Here is a 17,310-nt window from a genome sequence, read left to right as displayed (position 1 = left end):
CAACCACCTCAGCCGTTTTTTGATCGATCACGATTAATCGTCTTCTTCAACACTCCAAGCATGCACGCCTTGCTTGGTGAATGAGAAGGGTCGTACAGTCACGCCAGCTTCAATCAAGGCCGCTTCGAGTTGCAACCGCTTGCTGAATGGCACGCAGAAACACATAAAGCCACCCCCACCAGCGCCCGATAACTTGCCCCCCCAAGCCCCTTGGCGTAAGGCTAAATCATAAATTTCGTTGACGATTGGCGGCGCGATATGTGGTGAGAAGGCTTTTTTAATTTCCCAAGCATGGTGCAAGAGCTTGCCAAATTCTTTGATCTGGCCACGCCGCAAGAGCTTGGCCCCTTCATCGACCATGGCTTTGGTTTCATCGTGCAGACGCAAGGTTTCGCCCTCGGTCACCCGCCGCACTTGGTCTTGTACCAAATTATGGGTCAAGAGCTTGCGATCACGCACATAGCCAATAATTAAGCATGATTCTAATTCCAACAGGGCATCTTCGCTGGTCGCAACCCGTTCGATAATTACCTGCGAACCACCGAAGTGCTGTACGGCCATGCCGCCAAACACCGCCGTATATTGGTCTTGGCGACCACCTGGAATCCCCAAATCGACTCGTTCGATGCGATAGGCCAGTTCGGCCATTTCGTAGGCATCGAGTTTGAGATGGTAGGCAGTATCGAGCAATTTGAGCATGCTCACCACCAAGGCCGAGGAAGAACCTAAGCCTGAACCTGGTGGCACATCGCTGAACATGGTAATTTCCACGCCATTGATCTCAGGATGCGCATCGATCACTGCTTGGGGCAATGAGAGCTTGCCATCCCATTCACGCCCAGTTACCGCCCGACTAACGGCACTCAGATCAAGTGAGCGAATCGTAATTCCAGGCTGATCGATCGGCTTGAGCATACAGCGCACATATTTATCAATCGTACAATTGAGCACCTTGCCGCCATGTTCTTCGGCATAGGGGCTAACATCAGTGCCCCCGCCGAAAAAACCAATCCGCATTGGTGCTTTGGCTTTAAACAATTTCACACGCTACTCCTTGAGCTATGCCAGAACCGAGCGGCACAGCGATGAGGGTTGGTTATTGGCACAACAAAACGCCATCGCAAGCAATGGCGCTTCATGGTAGCAGATTTTGGCGATCTGCAAGTTTATTCGGCAATTAGCGTAAGCGTTTAGCCTCGTTTAAACCGTGTGAATAGAGATATTGTAGCCATGTCCGGGCATTCCACGCGCCAAAATCGTTGTGCTCAACCACATCGCCAGCTGGTTGCTCAAGCGCAAAGCGTTTGGCTAAGGCGATCGTTTCTTGGCGGGTTGCCTTAAAATCTGCCAGCAACTGAGGCCATGAACGATCCTCGGCTGGCGCATACACATCATATTCATCACGACTAAATGGCTCACCAAAACAAACTTTGAGCCGTTGTGATCCCCAACGTTCGATGCCCACGATATGGCGTAATTGTTTGCGATTTTCGGGTAGATCAGCAGCATTACTCGCTCGCTGCTCAATCGTTGTGCCACTTTCAGTCAAGAGCTTCTCGTAATCGCCATAGGAACGTTGTTTGGATGGACGGATGAAGAACAAATAGGAAACCACCTTCAGAATCAAATTTCGCATAGCACCCTCATTGCATAGGATTTGGGGCTAATAGTAGCTTAAATTGAGAACATAGAACATAGAACATAGAGCATAGAACATAGAACATAGGAGTTGGGGATTGGGTGTTGGGGGTCGAGGCAAGGATTCAGGGGCCAACTTTATAACGCAGATGCGCAGAGTGATGGAGGGGCCAGAGATCGGGGATCAGGGGTCAGGAAATGCGGGGGTGAAACAGGAAATAGCTAGGGCATAGCAGAATAATCACATCCATCTGTGTCAATCTGTGGCCAAAAGCTCAACTTCGTGTCCTTTGTGGTTTCGGCTCTTCACATTCTCGACATCCCAAACCCAATCCTTACGTACCACAATAGTACTTTATGGCTACATCCCCCCTTTGTTTAGGCAGATTGTTGAGGCGAATGACGAAATTGTACGCTATAAGCCACTAAAACGACGAAAAAACTCGACTTATTGAGTAAAGTGTTGGAATTGAGGCTTAAATGGGTGATTTATTAAAATTTTTTGATGACACATATGGGGGAAGCGGGGTGCTATCAAGCTATGGACTGTCGCTTGATTGAATCAATGGAATAAGCTTGGTATGATACATCCAGAGTAATCGAACTGAACATCGTAGTCGCCCAGCAACCTAACATCGTCGTAGTACACATCATCGCACATCGTCGCACCAACCAAACTCGTTGCAGCACTCATCGCACTACTACATTGCAGCACGACATTCCAGCACGTTGTCGCATCGTTCTAGCTCATTGCACTCGACATCGCACTACCATCGCACATCGCAGCCTTTCAGTTTGATGCTCGACCATTCTCAATCTGGGACTTCCAGAGTAAGCCGAGGCGGCATTTACCGCCTCGGTTTTTTGTTGTTTACAATTTCCCGACCACATGGCCAATACTGATCTCGTCGATCAGCACATGGCTGGGTTGGCTCAAAATATGGGCGACCGCGTTGGCAACTTCGCTGGCTTGCAACATATTTTGGCGGTTCCAACTGCCCGCCACGTCGTTCCACAAGGCAGTATCAACCGCCGCCGAAACGACTGCCGTGACTCGTACTCCCTGCGGGCGTAGCTCCTCGCGTAAAGCCTGTAAAAAGCCCATCAAGCCAAATTTGCTGGCTGAATATGCCGCCCAACCTGGAAAACCACTCTTGCCAGCAATCGACGAAATCGCAATAATTTGGCTGCCAGCCTTGAGATAGGGCAAGGCCGCTTGGCATACCAAAAAGCTAGCAGTTAAATTTACATCTAACGATTGTTGCCATTGTTGCAAACTTAACGTGCCAACATCGGCCACATGAGCCACGCCAGCCGCCAAAATCAGCCCATCGATTTGGCCTTGGCCTGCTTGCTGCGTCAGATCAATCGCCTGTTGCACAATCGCTGGATCGCTAGCGTTGCCAACTACCACCTGCGCCGTGCCACCAGCCCATTGGATTTCAGCGGCAACTGCTTGCAATTCAGCTGCGTTGCGTGCCAGCAAGATCAGCTGGTTATTGGCAGCACAAGCCAAGGCAATTGCGCGGCCAATCCCACGGCCAGCCCCAGTAATCACAATTGTTTTAGTCATCGGAAAAATTCGCCGTGATATGACCCATAAATTCAGCGCGAATTTGCGGATCGGTTTTAAACACACCTTGCAACGATTGGGTGATCATGCGAGCGTTGGCCTTTTTAACGCCGCGAATCATCGAGCACATATGCGCACCTTGTACCACCACCGCTACGCCGCTCGCATCGATCGTTTGCGCCACAAAATCGGCGATCTCGCGGGTTAGGCGTTCTTGCACTTGCAGCCGTTTGGCAAACATATCGACAATCCGTGGGATTTTCGAAAGCCCAAGCACTTTGCCATTCGGCACATAGGCAACGTGGGCTTTGCCCCAAAATGGCAGCATATGATGTTCGCACAGCGACGAAAACTCAATATCACGCACCAAGACCATTTCGTTATATTCGACCGTAAAAATGGCATCGTTAATCAACGCCACCGGATCAGTATGATAACCAGCGGTCAGCTCGCTAAACATTTTGGCAACCCGATGTGGGGTGCGTTGCAAGCCCTCACGATCAACATCCTCGCCGAGACCTTCGAGAATGGTTCGCACGGCGGCTTCCATATCTTCGCGCACTGCTGGTGCTGAGTTGCCATTGAGTCCATTGCCAGAGTAAATAAGCGTCATCTGATCCATCCTTTGCATTAGTAGTTCCAGAACCTCATCCACGATTCAGGGTTGCCGCTGCTCAATGCTGGCTGAGCGGATAATCAAACACATTATTGGCGGTTTCCCATAGCCGCAAATGCTTTAATTGCGAGCCAAACAAGGCTTCGAGGCGTTGCCACAGCACCACCACAATATTTTCAGCAGTCGAGGGCTGTTCGGCAAATTCGGCAACCTGATAATCAAGATGACGATGATCCCAGTTGTCAAGCACACTCTGCACACGCCGATCCATATCCACCAAATCAATCACCATGCCGGTTTGGGCATCAATCAGACCATCAACTGTAACCTCTAGTTGATAATTATGGCCATGACCATTGGGATTATTACACTTTCCATAGATTTCACGATTGGCCTCATCGGTTAAGCCTTGGGCATGCAAGCGATGCGCCGCTGAAAATTCATAGCGCCGATTAAATGTCGCTTGCTGTTGCTGCCCAAAATATTCAGCATACAAATCGCTATTTTCATACAAACGTAATTTAGCTAAACGTACTCCTTTAGGCAATTGCGGCTCGATCAAGCCCCATAAAACCCGTACCAGATTTTCGGTTGTCGGAATCACTTCACGAAAGTAGGGGGTATCCTCATTGAGATGTTTATGATCAAACTGGTCTAACACCGTTGTTACCAGGCGCTTCAACTCAACCATATTCATAACCATCCCAGTGATCGGGTCAACCGCCCCAGCAACCGTCACAAATAACTCGTAGTTGTGACCATGACCATAGCGATTGGTACATTTGCCGAACACCGCCTCATTTTGTTCTAGGCTCCACTCCTCGCGCCAATAGCGATGCGAAGCCGAAAAATTAAAGCGCCGTGTTGCAAAAACATCCATGGGCAATTCATCCTTATTTTAACTACCAATCCCCCAGCTAACGATCACGTAGTTTTTATTATGCCATTGAAATTCATACGTCTCAATGTTTTTTAAGGATGAACTTGTTACATAGAGGGATGAGGGGCCAGTAGTCAGGGATCAGTTTTTGAAACCGCAAAGGAAAAGCATTGATCCACGAAGGATACGAAGTAAGACAAAGGGCCGAAACCGCGAAGCACACGAAGCGTGCGAAGGCTGCTTATGCCAAAGCCCTAGCCCCTGATCTCTAGCCCCTGATCCCCGACCCCCAACAACCGATCCCCTATCCCCAACTCCTATGCTCTATGTTCTATGTTCTGCGTTCCTATGTTAAACTAGCCGCATCGTATGCTCAACCAAAATAACAACGCCGTTGTTGTGCCAAACTGAGGAAACAATGACACAGAACGAAGCAATTGTGGTGCTTGATTATGGCTCACAATATAGTCAATTGATTGTGCGGCGGGTTCGTGAAGCGGGCGTTTATAGTGAGTTAGTGCGGTTCGATGCCGACGAGGCTGCGGTTGCTGCGCTCAATCCCAAGGGCATCATTCTTTCGGGTGGGCCGAATAGCGTCTATGCCGAGGGTGCGCCGCAACTGCCAGCATGGGTTTTGGCCAGCAACCTGCCTGTGTTGGGCATTTGCTATGGTTTACAATTGCAGGCCCATCATTTGGGCGGCAAAGTCGAGCCTTCCAACGACCGCGAATTTGGCCATGCCGTGATTACCATTACCGCTGAATCGCCACTATTAGCCGATATTCCGACCGAACATTCGGTTTGGATGAGCCACGGCGATCGCTTGGAAACCCTGCCTGCTGGCTGGCATCCAATCGCGGTCAGTCCTAACTCGCCGTATGCCGCCGCTGCCGATGAAGATCGACGCTGGTATGGCTTGCAATTTCACCCTGAAGTCGTGCACTCACCCTATGGCAAGCAAGTGTTGCACAATTTTCTCTACCGCATTTGCGTGTGTGCTGGTAGTTGGCAGCCCAGCCACTTTATCCAAGAAGCAGTTGAGCGAATTCAGCAGCAAGCGCCCAGCGGCCAAGTGATTTGTGCGCTCAGCGGCGGGGTTGATTCGGCGGTAGCGGCCTTGTTGGCGCACCAAGCCATCGGCGAACGCTTGACCTGTATTTTTGTCGATAACGGGTTGTTGCGCCGTGGCGAGGCCGAGCAAGTTTCACGCACCTTCCGCGATCACTTCCAGATTGAATTGATTACGGTTGATGCCGCTGAAGAATTTTTGGCAGCCCTGGCAGGCGTGACTGACCCTGAGCAAAAACGCAAGATCATTGGCGAAAAATTTATTCGAATTTTCGAGCGCGAAGCCCGCAACCTCGATGACGCGGCCTATTTGGTGCAAGGCACGCTCTATCCCGATGTGATCGAATCGACAGCGCCAGATCGCAATGTGGCAGTCAAGATCAAAACCCATCATAATGTTGGCGGCTTGCCCGACGATATGAAACTCAAAGTGATCGAGCCATTACGCATGTTGTTTAAGGATGAAGTGCGAGCAGCTGGTTTGGCCTTAGGCTTGCCCGAAGATTGGGTCTGGCGGCATCCCTTCCCTGGGCCTGGTTTGGCGGTGCGTTTGCTAGGCGCAATTAGCTTTGAGCGCTTAGAAACCTTGCGCCATGCCGATGCGATTTTCCTTGAAGAATTGCGGGCAGCAGGTTTGTATCGCGCTACCCAACAAGCCTTTGCGGTGTTATTGCCAGTGCAAAGTGTCGGGGTGATGGGCGATTATCGCACCTATGCCGATACCATTGCGATTCGTGCAGTCAGCACCGAAGATTTTATGACCGCCGATTGGGCACGTTTGCCCTACGAATTGTTGGCCAAAGTCTCGAGTCGCATCGTTAACGAGGTGACGGGAGTCAATCGAGTGGTGTATGATATTTCATCAAAACCACCAGCCACAATCGAATGGGAATAATCTAAAAGCCCAGTCATTCTAGCAGCAGCATCGGCCACTTCGGTGGTCGATGTTGCCAAAAGAGCACTATGAGCGATTTGCATCAATTAGTTTTATTAACCAAGTTGGCAGCTCCCCAAATTCCTAGCACGTTGGTTGAGCGCCAGCATGTGCTTGATCGCTTGGCCTGTCGTGGGCGAGTGAGCTTAATTACCGCCAGTGCTGGTAGTGGCAAAACCACCTTGCTCAGTAGCTTGGCCAATGCTCGCCAGCGGGTGGCTTGGCTCACCCTCGATAGCAACGATAATGATGCAATTCGCTTTGCTCGCTATTTAATTGTGGCCCTGCAAACGCTAGAGCCAATGCTTGGCCGTAATGCAATGGCGCTGTTGAATGGCTTACAACAACCAGCGATTGAAGCGGTTTTGACCTTATTGATCAACGAAATTAGTGTGGCCCAGCCTGCCCCGATGCTGCTCGTGCTCGATGATTATCATTGGATTGATGCTCAGGTTGTGCATCGTGCCTTGGCTTGGCTGATCGATCAATTGCCTGCCCAACTCCACCTGATTATTGCTAGCCGTAGTGTGCCGCCCTTGCCCTTGGGTCGTTGGCGCGGCAAAGGCTATTTGACTGAGCTTGATGCCAGTGTGCTGCAATTCAATTCAGCTGAAACTGCCCAATTATTAGCGCAAACCCTTGGCGATTTGCCTGATCAAAGCACAATCGATTGGCTGACTGAACGCACCGAGGGCTGGGTCGCTGGCATTCAATTAGCCGCACTTTCGGCCAAGGATCGCGCCAATGTGCAACAAATATTGAGCGGATTTAGCGGCAGCCATCGTTATATTTTCGATTATTTGGCCGAAGAAGTGCTTGATCAGCTTGATCCAGCGACGCTTGAATTTCTGCTGGCTACCAGTATTGCCGAGCGTTTGACTGGAGCTTTATGCGACCAACTGCTGGATTGGCAGCCAGGCACTGGGGCGCAGATGTTGGCGCAATTGGCCGATGCTCAGCTCTTTTTGGTGGCGCTCGATGATGAGCGACGCTGGTATCGCTATCACCATTTATTTGCCGAATTTTTGCGTTTTCGGCTCCAGCAGCTTGATCCACAAGCGCCTGCCGAATTTTTGCAACGTGCCAGCGCTTGGCATGCGGCCAACAACGATCTAAACAGCGCAATCAACTATAGCCTTGCGGCCAACGATCATCAACAAGCCGCCAACTTGATTGCCCAGTTTGGCCGTGATGCCTTGATGCGTGGCGAAGCTTTGAGCGTGCGCAGTTGGCTCACGCGGTTGCCAGCGATTCAGCTTAGCCAATCGAGCCATTTGGCCTTGATTGCTGCTTGGTCGCAACTATTGACAGTTGATATTTTAGGGATTGAAGAACATCTCCAACAGGCTCGTGCCCATCTCGAAGCCTTGCCCCAAGCTGAACAAGCGCGAGCCAACGCCGAAATTGCCACAATCGAGGCGGTGCTGTTACGCTTTGGCGATAACATCGAGCATTCGATGCAGCATTCGCAGGCCGCGCTCGAACTAGTTGAACACGACGATTTAGTATTACGCGGGATTTTATTGGGCAATTTGACGGTTTCGGCGCGTTTGACTGGCAACTTAACCATTGCCGTGGCCGCAGCTAGCGATGCAGTTGCGATCAATCAGCGTAGCGGCAACACCTTTGCTATGCTCTTGGCAATCGCCGATCTTGGCCAGATTCAGGCCCAACAAGGCCATTTACGCAAAGCTGCCGCGACCTATCGGCGTGGCATCGAGCTAGCCAGCGAACGTGGTTGGCATCAAGTGCCAGCCTTGGGCTTGATTCATGTTGGCTTGGGCGAAGTTTGCTACGAATGGAATCAGCTTGAGGAAGCCCAAATTCATGCTGAACAAGCGATTGCCATTGCTCAAATTAATGGCTATTTGGATATTGCCACCGATGGCTATCGTTTGCGGGCGCGAGTTGAGCATGCCAACAACGAGCGGCGCAGCAGCCAAGCCTCAATTGAGCAGGCCTTGCATTTTGCCCAGCGCAACAATGTTGGACGCTTTATCAACGAAGTTCAAGCCTCGCAGGCGCGGATGGCCTTGATTTTGGGCGATGTAGCGACAGTGCGGCGCTGGGCGCAGACCGTGCAGCAAACGACATGGCAATGGCAGCAGGTTAGCGCGGCCAATACCTACGCCCGCTGGTTGATTGCCAATAACGATCCAGCTCAAGCTTTGCAATTAGCCCAAGCATTGCTCGAACAAACGCTCAAATTTGGGGGCAATCGGCTTGAATGGCTGCTAACGTTGGCCCTCGCCTATGCCGCCCAACATAATCTCAAGCCTGCCCAAAGCCAGCTAGAGCAAGCCTTGGCGATCAGCGAACAAGAAGGAGCCTTGCGCACATTTATTGATGCTGGTGCTGGCTTGGCCCAATTGCTGCGAGAAGGCACAAGCTATGCGGCGCAACGCGCGGCGATTGTGGCGGCAATGCTGCAACAAAGTAGCACCGCCAGCGCCGCCCAAAGCCTCAACGAACCACTGAGCGAACGTGAAATCGAAGTGCTGAAATTATTGGCTTTAGGCCATAGCAATGCTGAAATTGCCGAGCGCTTGGTCATTGCTATTGGCACAGTTAAACGCCATGTCAACAATTTGCTGGGCAAACTGAATGCCCGCAGCCGCACCGAAGCCGTAGCCATCGCCCGCGACGAAGGCTTGCTGCATTAACAAATCAAGACAATGAGTGAAGGGAGAACACTATGGGGCATCGAGCCAATTTAGTTATCGTGACCGAAAACGGCTATGAGCTTTACTATGATCATTGGCTCGCCAATACCTTGCCGTTTCAGGTTTTTTGGGGGCCAGAGCATGCGCTCAAGTTGATTCGCCTGCAAGCCCAACGCGAGCCTGATCAATGGACAAATCCTGTGTTTGCTGAAGGCGGAATCTTAATTGATCCGTTCGAGAAGGTTGTTCTGCTCTTTGGTGGCACGTATATTTCGTGGGATCTCTCGTTCCAAGCAGTTTTTATCGAATGTATGGGTTACCGATGGCCTGGCTGGACAATTCAATGGGCACATCGTGAACTGTATGATATTGCTGATTATCTTGGAATTCTATACGATTTTTGCCAGCGATTCCCGCCTAAAGAACTAGCTGCCACTTTTTTCGCTAATGCCAAAAAACCAACGTTTGGATTAATTTCACTGGATGAGCGCTATTCTATTTTATTAAGTATCCGATTTAATGATGATAAGGTATATTTCTTTCCTTTAGACGACCGTATAAACGATTTGCTCTACAGTAATCTAGCAGATTTTGATGTTTTGCAACAGCATTTAATTTATCAGGAATTTGATCTGGCAGTGAAGTATGAGGAGTTGGTTGACTGTTTGCATCTTGATATGCAACAACAACAAATCCATGTATGGGACCCATCACTGGATATAAATCTCCATTTTCCACCACATCATTGGCAAGGCTGGAGCTTACAGCACCATGGCGGTGATTTTAGCTCCTATGCATCCATCGTGAGTCAACGAGTAAAACTACCAAATATCGACTATGCTCATCGTTTCGAATGGCTACGTTATGAACTGTTACAAGACCAGCGTAACGGAGCATATTACTCGATCTTGCGTGATCTTAGCCAAGATCATGATCAGTCGATTAAATTACATGCTAATACCTTGTTGCATCGCGAATATCACTTGCCCTTGGAACAACGCGAGATATTATTGGCAGAGACCGAAGCAGTATTTCGCCAAGCACATGGTCTATAATACCAATGTGATTAATCGGAGGGCTTGGCGATGCGAGCGGCTGTATTAACCGGATTTTTAGGAACTGGCAAGACGACCTTGTTGTTGGCGGTTGCCAATGCCTTGGCCGATCGTGGCGAGTATGTGGCGATTATCGAAAACGAGCGTGGTAGCGTCGGCATCGATGGGCGCTATCTGCAATCGCAGGGCATGACCGTGCGCGAGTTGCGAGCGGGCTGTGTTTGTTGCGATTTGGCCTTGCCCTTGCAAATTACGGTGCAACGCTTGAGCGAACATTATGAGCCAGATTGGCTGCTGCTCGAAGCTAGCGGCATTGCTAAGCCCGAATTGCTCAAAGCCAGTTTGCAACACCCGATGATTAGCCAGATCAACTGGCGCTTTATTGCTTTGGTCGATCCGGTGCGCTTTGGTAAAATGTGGCACGATAGTTATGGCTTGGGTCAATTATTGCGCGGCCAAATTAACATCGCCGATGTGATTGTGTTGCCCAAAAGCGATTTAGTTGAGCCAAGCGTGCTTGAGCATGTCGCAGCCGAGATTCGCAGTTTGCGCCCCGATGTGCCAGTAATTCCGTTTACCGCTGATGATCCGGCGGCCACAACCTTGATGGTGCGGGCATTTAGTGAGCCACTGCGCTAGAGGAGCCAGAGCATGCTAGAAATTGGCGCGGCAACTATTGTTGCTCAACTCGCAGTTTCGCCAACAACCTCAATTCAAGCGCTATTTGAGGCCGCCTTACAAGCTGCCGATGAGTGCATTTGCACCGCTGCGCCTGAGTGGTTGGGCCATTGCAAATTGCTGTTGGATACAGGTGATCAAGTTTGTTATGTTTCGCGAACTGAGGCCAACGGGCATAATTCGTGGAGCAACCCACCCAAACCCTTGGATGCTACGACCAAGGCTGAGGTTACAATCTATATTGCGGTCTATGGCATTGATGATCGCCATGCGCAACTAGCGGCTCAAGCAGCCCAAACTATGCTCACCGCATTAATGTGATTCGCGTTCGCGGCTAATATAGCGTTTTTCATATTCTTGGGTGGTGCAGAGGCTGTGCAAATCAGGGCCACGATCAAGCCAAACGAAGCCATCAAGATGATCCATTTCGTGCTGAATAATGCGTGAGAGGCTGCCACTCGCTTCGATCCGTTGTTCCTCGCCCGCCAACGTATAGGCGACCACGGTTACCCCAAGTGGGCGTTGCACCAACCCCCAAATGCCAGGAAAGCTAAAACACGATTCATAGCGCTCATCTTCCTCACGGCTCCAGCGCTCGAAACGCGGGTTAACTAGCACTAAATTGGTGTCAGGGGTATCGATCAAAATCAAGCGTTTGAGCACACCAATTTGGGGTGCGGCAATACCTCGGCCATAGCCAATTCGTTGGCGCATATCGGCCAAGGTATCGCGCATATCATTCAAAATGCGGGCCACTTCGGGGCTAGTTGGGTCGGCAAATGGAGTTGCTGGCTGGCGTAACAACGGATTTCCAAGCTCGATCAGTGGGACAACCGCCATAGCAGGCTCCTTGATTCGGTTAAAAAAGTTTGAAACGGCTAAACGCCCAGCCTTGAAACAACAATAAGCCCCCAACCACCGCAAACACCAAGGGATAGGCAATTTTGACAATATCCATGGCGATTACTACACCCGCCCAAAGTAAAATAACCGCCCCAACGATCAGGCTCATTCGGCCAAACAAACGGCGTAGGTCGGTCACGCGGCCTGTTTTGTTGGATAAAAAGGTGGTGGCTGCGGCCATCCAGATGATGCCGCAGCACATGAATACTGCTGGAAGTGCCAGAATAATTGGTCGCATTACTTCATCTTATCCAAAATAGTTTGCAATTCGGATTGATCAACATAGGCCACTGATTCTAACCCATCTTGCAAAACTTGGCGAGCCTCGTCGATATCGCCTTTGGCTTGATAGCAATAGGCTTTGCCAATATAGGCATTTTTCAACGAGGGATTATAATCGAGCGCCGTACTATATTGATCGATCGCTGCATCATAATCTTTGTTATTGTACAAGATATTGGCTTTGCCGAGGTAGGCCGTTGCATAATCGGGCTGGAGATTAATCGTTTGTTCGTAGAGCTTCAACGCTTCATCGTAGTAGCGCGTGTCGTAGTAGGTATCGGCTAAGCCAGCAATCGCATTTGGATATTCAGGATCGCGTTCCAAGGCCTTTTTGAAGGTTGCGATGGCTTTGTCAGTATCTTTGGTGTCGTAGAGATAGACATAGCCCAAATCGACATAGACTGATAGCCACGATGGAGCTTCGGCTATCGCCGCTTCATAATCGCGAATTGCTGCTGCATAATCGCTCTGTGGGTCGCTAGAGTTGTTACGACCCAGCCACCAGTTGGTCAATGCTCGTCCATTCAAGGCGTTGGGGTCACGCTGGTTACGCTCAAGCGCTAGGTCAAAAAACTGCTGAGCTTCTTCATATTTACGCTCGTAAATTTGCGTCCAACCCTTGCCGGCAAAGGCCAAACCATAATTCGGGTCAAGCGCTAGAGCATCATCGAATGATTGATAGGCCTTTTCAAAGCGCTGAGCTGCGGTTTCATCTTCGCCGAGGTGCAGGGCAACCCGCGCTTGTTCGGCATAAAAATAGCCAATATTATTACGCAGCAACGGCAATTGCTCTTGCAACCCAATCGCCCGATTGAAATTATCAATGCCATCGACGACAAATTCTTTGCCAGCGCCAGCGTCGCGGCTGGTTTGATCTTGGTAGGTGACCCATTGAACATAGCCTTTGGCGCTGTAGGCCATCGCTTGCTCAAAGCGCGAACGATTGGTCGCAAGCTCAATCGCTTTATTGGCATCGGCCAAGGCTTCGGCCAGCAAATCTGCATCGCCTTGCTCGTTGCCGACATCAGCTCGTGCAGTAGCTCGTGCCATATAGGCTAAAGGATGATTCGCATCCAAACGCACGGCTTCTTCGGCTTCAGCCAAAGATTCATTAAATTGACGATTATCGGAATGCACTTGGCTGAGCCAAGCATGAGCGCTAGCTTGGTTGGCATCAATTGCAATTGCTTGACGAATTGCTTGATCCGCATCAGGCGTTTGGCCACGCATCAGATAGGTAATGGCTAGTTTTTCGTGGGCCTCGAAGCTCTCATCATCAGCAGCGGTTGCTTCTTTGTAGAGATTGATTGCTTCGATCAAGCCGCCACGGCGTTCAAAGGCAGCATCGCCTTGCGCAATAATATCTTCGGCATCACTGCCAGAAGCCAAAATCACCCCAACTACAACTGCTACCAATAGCAAAACCCCTACACCAACCCAAATCGTCAATTTTTGTTTGTTACGCAGAACTGAGGTAGCACCTGTATAGGCAACTGGGCTGGGTTGGCTAATTGGCTGTTGGTTATATTGCGCTGGCTGGGCTGCATTTGGCATGATTGCTGGCCGAGTAGCTTGGGTATTGGCCGCGACATAGCCATCATAGGGCGATTGGCTATGAATCACCACTTGTTGATTGCTGGGATTGGTCGGTGGATAATTCGGCATTACCTGCTGATTGCTCACTGGCGTTGGCGGGTAATGTGGCGCAACTGGCTGTTGATTGCTCAGCGGCGTTGGCGGGTAATGTGGCGCAACTGGCTGTTGATTGCTCACTGGCGTTGGCGGATAGACCTGTGGGCTACTCGGTGGCGTTGGCGCATATTGGGCTGGCTGATTTTGGGCAAACGGTGTTGTCGCAGGGACATTTGGCCGTGCACCATTGCTTGCTTGCCGCAAAGCCTCGAAAAAAGCCGCCGCCGTTGGATAACGTGCCTCAGGCGTGCGAGCCAACGCCTTCATCAAAACATCTTCGACCGCCGATGGCATGGTCGGAATCAGATCGCTGGGAGCGCGTGGTGCACGAATAACCCGCGCCAAAAGCACAGCCTGGGCATTATTGGCGACAAATGGCATCTGCTTGGTCAGCATTTCGTAAGCCATAACCGCCAAGGCATAAAGATCGCTGGCAGCGCCAACCGTCAAGCCCTGAGCCTGCTCAGGCGACATATATTCCGGCGTGCCCATCACTGTGCCAACTTGAGTTAAGCCCGAATCGCTGCTCCCACCACGAGCCAAGCCAAAATCGGTCAGGTAAACCCAGCCTTCTGGCGTGAGCATCACATTCGAAGGCTTGATATCGCGGTGAATGACACCCTTGCGGTGGGCATAATCGAGCGCCTTGCCAACTGGCTCAAGCAACTCCAGCACCCGATGAACCGACATTGGGGCTTCTTGCTCGATATTTTCCTTGAGCGTATTGCCCTCAATATATTTCATGACGATGTAGTAAAAGCCTTCAGCTTGGCCAACTTCGTAAATTGGCACAATATGGCTATGTTCAAGCCCTGCGGCGGCCCGCGCCTCTTGCTGGAACCGCGCAATATAGCTTTGATCAAATGTCATCTCTGGTGGCAACAATTTGAGCGCCACAGTACGATTCAGGTTTTCTTGGTAAGCACGATAAACCATGGCCATGCCGCCTTGGCCAAGTTTATCGACAATTTTGAAATGATTAAGCATGCGCCCAATCAACTGGGGATCTTGCATATAAAAAGACCTCACAATAACTCATTGTGTCGGCTCAGTCTAGACGATCTCAGGGCTTTTGTGAATAGTTGGGCTGGCTTGGCAAGCTGAGATTCTGCTGAGAGTATGTTGGCGCTTCTACGTGATTGCGCATAGTGACGTTGCAAGCGCTGCAATTAAATGGTGATTGCTAGCACAATCTCTGCCAGCGTTCGCTTATTTGTGCCAACTCAGCGTTAGCAAGCGTGGCGCTTGATTGGCATCATCGGCATGCCAATATTCGTGCAATTGGCTGAGTTGTAAGCCGTGCTTCGTGGCAGCTCGCCCAAAATCACTGATATGATGAGTAAACGCTGGAACTTCAATTTGGCCGTGCTGGCCTTGAAAACGCGCCTGCGAGCCTTGATATTGGCGAAATGGATGTAGTTCGGAGATCAATAATTGACCATTAGTCTTGAGCACTTGGCTGGCTTGGGCAAAAAAGTGATCGAGATCAGCTAAATGTTCAAGCACCAAATTGGTTACGACTAGATCGAAATAAGCACTGGCAACGGGCCATGCTTTGGTTAAATCAGCTTGCTGAAACTGCACATGCTGAGCATTAATTTTGCTGCGTGCTTGCTCCAACATGCCGCTTGAAAAATCTAGTGCCACAACTGCTGCGCCAATTGTGCTAAAAAACTGGGTATTTTTGCCAGTACCACAGCCCAACTCCAAAATTGCTTGATAGCGCTGGCCTTGCAAAAGCTGTTGCATCACCTGTTGATCAAGGTCGCGAGTGCGGTTGTGATCGCTATCGTAGCTGCTAGCCCATTGGTTATAGGCCTGTTGAATTGACATTGCTTTGCTCCTGTATCAAGCCTTGAGCATAGCAGTGGCAATGATCTACAACATCGGCCCTATGATGCACTTTAAAGCCCAATCGCAGACCTAGTTGGCCTGCGATCAGAAGCTTGGAAGGCAATTGTAATTTAGACGAAGGCTGGTACGCCGGTAATTTCGCGACCAACGACGAGGGTATTGATTTCGTTGCTGCCTTCGTAGGTATACACCGCTTCCATATCGGCAAAATGGCGGGCGATATGGTTTTCGAGCAACAAGCCATTGCCACCAAAAATTTCGCGGCCTAGGGCTACAATTTGGCGTGCTTTGGCTGAATTGTTCATCTTGGCTAGTGACGATTGACCATCGGTCATCAAGCCTTGGTCACGCAAGACGCTCAAGCGCCAAGTGGTTAATTCCATCGCCACCACTTCTGCCAGCATTTTAACTAATTTTTCTTGAATTAATTGGTAGCCAGCGATTGGCTTGCCAAACTGTTTGCGTTCTTGGCTATAGCGCAAGGCCATTTCATAGGCAGCTTGAGCGTGGCCCACGCCTTCCCATGCTACGCCAAAACGGGTGTTGGCCAACACAACCGCTGTATCTTTGAATGATCGCGCTTTTTCGAGGCGATTACTGGCCGGAATTCGACAATTTTCGAGCTTGATTTCGGCATTCCATAGGGCGCGTTTGGCAATTTTGCCATGCATCACAGTTGCTTCAAAGCCTGGAGTACCTTTTTCGACCAAGAAGCCCGTCACTTGGTTGGTGGCCTCATCGCGTGCCCAAACAATAATTACATCGGCAAATGAGGCATTGCCAATCCAGCGTTTTTGGCCGTTGAGCACATAGTGGTCGCCATCCAGCCGTGCAGTAGTTTGAATATGCGAAGCATCTGAGCCGTTATCTGGCTCGGTCAGGGCAAATGCCCCAATTTTTTCCATCGAAGCCAATTTGGGCAACCAATGTTCTTTTTGGGCTTCCGAGCCGCAATAATAGATGCTCGACATCGCCAAGCCGCTGGTTACGCCAAAAAAGGTACAAACTGAGCCATCAACTTTGGCCATTTCGGCAGCAACCAAGCCAGTTGCCACGCTCGATAAACCTGGGCAGCCATAGCCCTGAATCGTGCCGCCACAGACTTTGAGTTCAGCTAACTTGGGAATTAACTCGAACGGAAATTCGCCCTTCTCCCAATATTCGTTGATGATCGGCTTAACTTCACGCTGCATAAAGCCACGCACCCGATCACGTACTTCACGCTCTTCAGGCGTTAACAGCAAATCAAATTGGTAGAAGTCCAAGGCGGGGTCGGCGGTGTGCTCTTGCATCGTCATTGATGGATTCTCCTTATATGATCTTGCGTCGGATCGAGGATGACGCACTGCGTTATTTACTATACCACACTTTTTGAAAATCAAAAGGCAGAAGTCAAAAGTCAAAAAATGACAGGAATGAGGAGCTAGGGGCCAGGGATCAGGTGCTAGATAGCGAAGGATCATCCATCAAATCT

The 17,310-nt window shown here is 50.3% G+C and carries 15 protein-coding genes; 5 read left to right on the top strand and 10 right to left on the bottom strand.

The genetic code is table 11. The features are described 5' to 3' along the window. Nucleotides 1-33 precede the first annotated feature (33 nt). From LCH85_11600 to LCH85_11580, 5 genes are all read right to left on the bottom strand, one after another. Nucleotides 34-1,044 (bottom strand): GHMP kinase, encoded by a 1,011-nt coding sequence (locus LCH85_11600; protein ID MCA0352629.1) that lies wholly within the window; start codon nt 1,042-1,044, stop codon nt 34-36. A gap of 133 nt (nt 1,045-1,177) precedes the next feature. Then, the gene (locus LCH85_11595) at nt 1,178-1,636 is read right to left on the bottom strand and encodes a hypothetical protein (protein MCA0352628.1); all 459 of its coding nucleotides are present in this window, start codon (nt 1,634-1,636) and stop codon (nt 1,178-1,180) included. Between the two features lie 873 nt (nt 1,637-2,509). Beyond that, nucleotides 2,510-3,211, bottom strand: coding sequence for an SDR family NAD(P)-dependent oxidoreductase (locus LCH85_11590; GenBank protein MCA0352627.1), 702 nt, complete (start codon nt 3,209-3,211; stop codon nt 2,510-2,512). Next, the gene (gene folE, locus LCH85_11585; protein ID MCA0352626.1) at nt 3,204-3,824 is read right to left on the bottom strand and encodes a GTP cyclohydrolase I FolE; all 621 of its coding nucleotides are present in this window, start codon (nt 3,822-3,824) and stop codon (nt 3,204-3,206) included. The genes LCH85_11590 and folE overlap by 8 nt, the downstream gene beginning before the upstream one ends. A 61-nt stretch (nt 3,825-3,885) precedes the next feature. After that, complete coding sequence (locus tag LCH85_11580; protein ID MCA0352625.1) at nt 3,886-4,707, bottom strand: 6-carboxytetrahydropterin synthase; 822 nt, start codon at nt 4,705-4,707, stop codon at nt 3,886-3,888. A 418-nt stretch (nt 4,708-5,125) separates the two neighbouring features. On the opposite strand from LCH85_11580, the gene guaA reads away from it, so the two are divergent. The 5 genes from guaA to LCH85_11555 all read left to right on the top strand — a co-directional run bounded on the left by guaA (nt 5,126) and on the right by LCH85_11555 (nt 11,426). Then, nucleotides 5,126-6,670: a glutamine-hydrolyzing GMP synthase gene (gene guaA / locus LCH85_11575; protein MCA0352624.1), complete on the top strand. Its 1,545-nt coding sequence runs from the start codon at nt 5,126-5,128 to the stop codon at nt 6,668-6,670. A gap of 68 nt (nt 6,671-6,738) precedes the next feature. After that, nucleotides 6,739-9,372, top strand: coding sequence for a LuxR C-terminal-related transcriptional regulator (locus LCH85_11570; GenBank protein MCA0352623.1), 2,634 nt, complete (start codon nt 6,739-6,741; stop codon nt 9,370-9,372). A gap of 32 nt (nt 9,373-9,404) precedes the next feature. Then, a complete protein-coding gene (locus LCH85_11565) occupies nt 9,405-10,427 on the top strand; it encodes a hypothetical protein (protein MCA0352622.1) in 1,023 nt (340 codons plus the stop codon). Between the two features lie 30 nt (nt 10,428-10,457). Next, nucleotides 10,458-11,066: a hypothetical protein gene (locus LCH85_11560; protein MCA0352621.1), complete on the top strand. Its 609-nt coding sequence runs from the start codon at nt 10,458-10,460 to the stop codon at nt 11,064-11,066. A 12-nt stretch (nt 11,067-11,078) separates the two neighbouring features. Continuing rightward, entirely contained in the window at nt 11,079-11,426 is a 348-nt protein-coding gene (locus tag LCH85_11555; protein ID MCA0352620.1) for a hypothetical protein, read from the top strand. Here the strand turns inward: LCH85_11555 and LCH85_11550 are convergent. The 5 genes from LCH85_11550 to LCH85_11530 form a co-directional block, all read right to left on the bottom strand. After that, a complete protein-coding gene (locus tag LCH85_11550; protein ID MCA0352619.1) occupies nt 11,418-11,945 on the bottom strand; it encodes a peptide deformylase in 528 nt (175 codons plus the stop codon). The two genes, LCH85_11555 and LCH85_11550, sit on opposite strands and share 9 nt — an antisense overlap. Before the next feature lie 19 nt (nt 11,946-11,964). Continuing rightward, entirely contained in the window at nt 11,965-12,246 is a 282-nt protein-coding gene (locus LCH85_11545; GenBank protein MCA0352618.1) for a hypothetical protein, read from the bottom strand. Then, nucleotides 12,246-14,996 carry a protein kinase gene (locus tag LCH85_11540; GenBank protein MCA0352617.1) on the bottom strand — a complete coding sequence of 917 codons (2,751 nt, stop codon included), beginning with the start codon at nt 14,994-14,996 and terminating at the stop codon, nt 12,246-12,248. Before LCH85_11540 ends, LCH85_11545 begins: the two co-directional genes overlap by 1 nt. Nucleotides 14,997-15,191: 195 nt before the next feature. Further along, on the bottom strand, nt 15,192-15,815 hold the full coding sequence (locus LCH85_11535) for a class I SAM-dependent methyltransferase (protein MCA0352616.1): 624 nt from the start codon (nt 15,813-15,815) through the stop codon (nt 15,192-15,194). Between the two features lie 131 nt (nt 15,816-15,946). Then, nucleotides 15,947-17,134: an acyl-CoA dehydrogenase family protein gene (locus LCH85_11530; GenBank protein ID MCA0352615.1), complete on the bottom strand. Its 1,188-nt coding sequence runs from the start codon at nt 17,132-17,134 to the stop codon at nt 15,947-15,949. Nucleotides 17,135-17,310: the final 176 nt, after the last annotated feature.

This window comes from Chloroflexota bacterium (assembly GCA_020161265.1).
In the GTDB taxonomy this organism is placed as follows: Bacteria; Chloroflexota; Chloroflexia; order Chloroflexales; family Herpetosiphonaceae; genus Herpetosiphon.
This window is presented reverse-complemented; position numbering and strand designations above follow the sequence as displayed.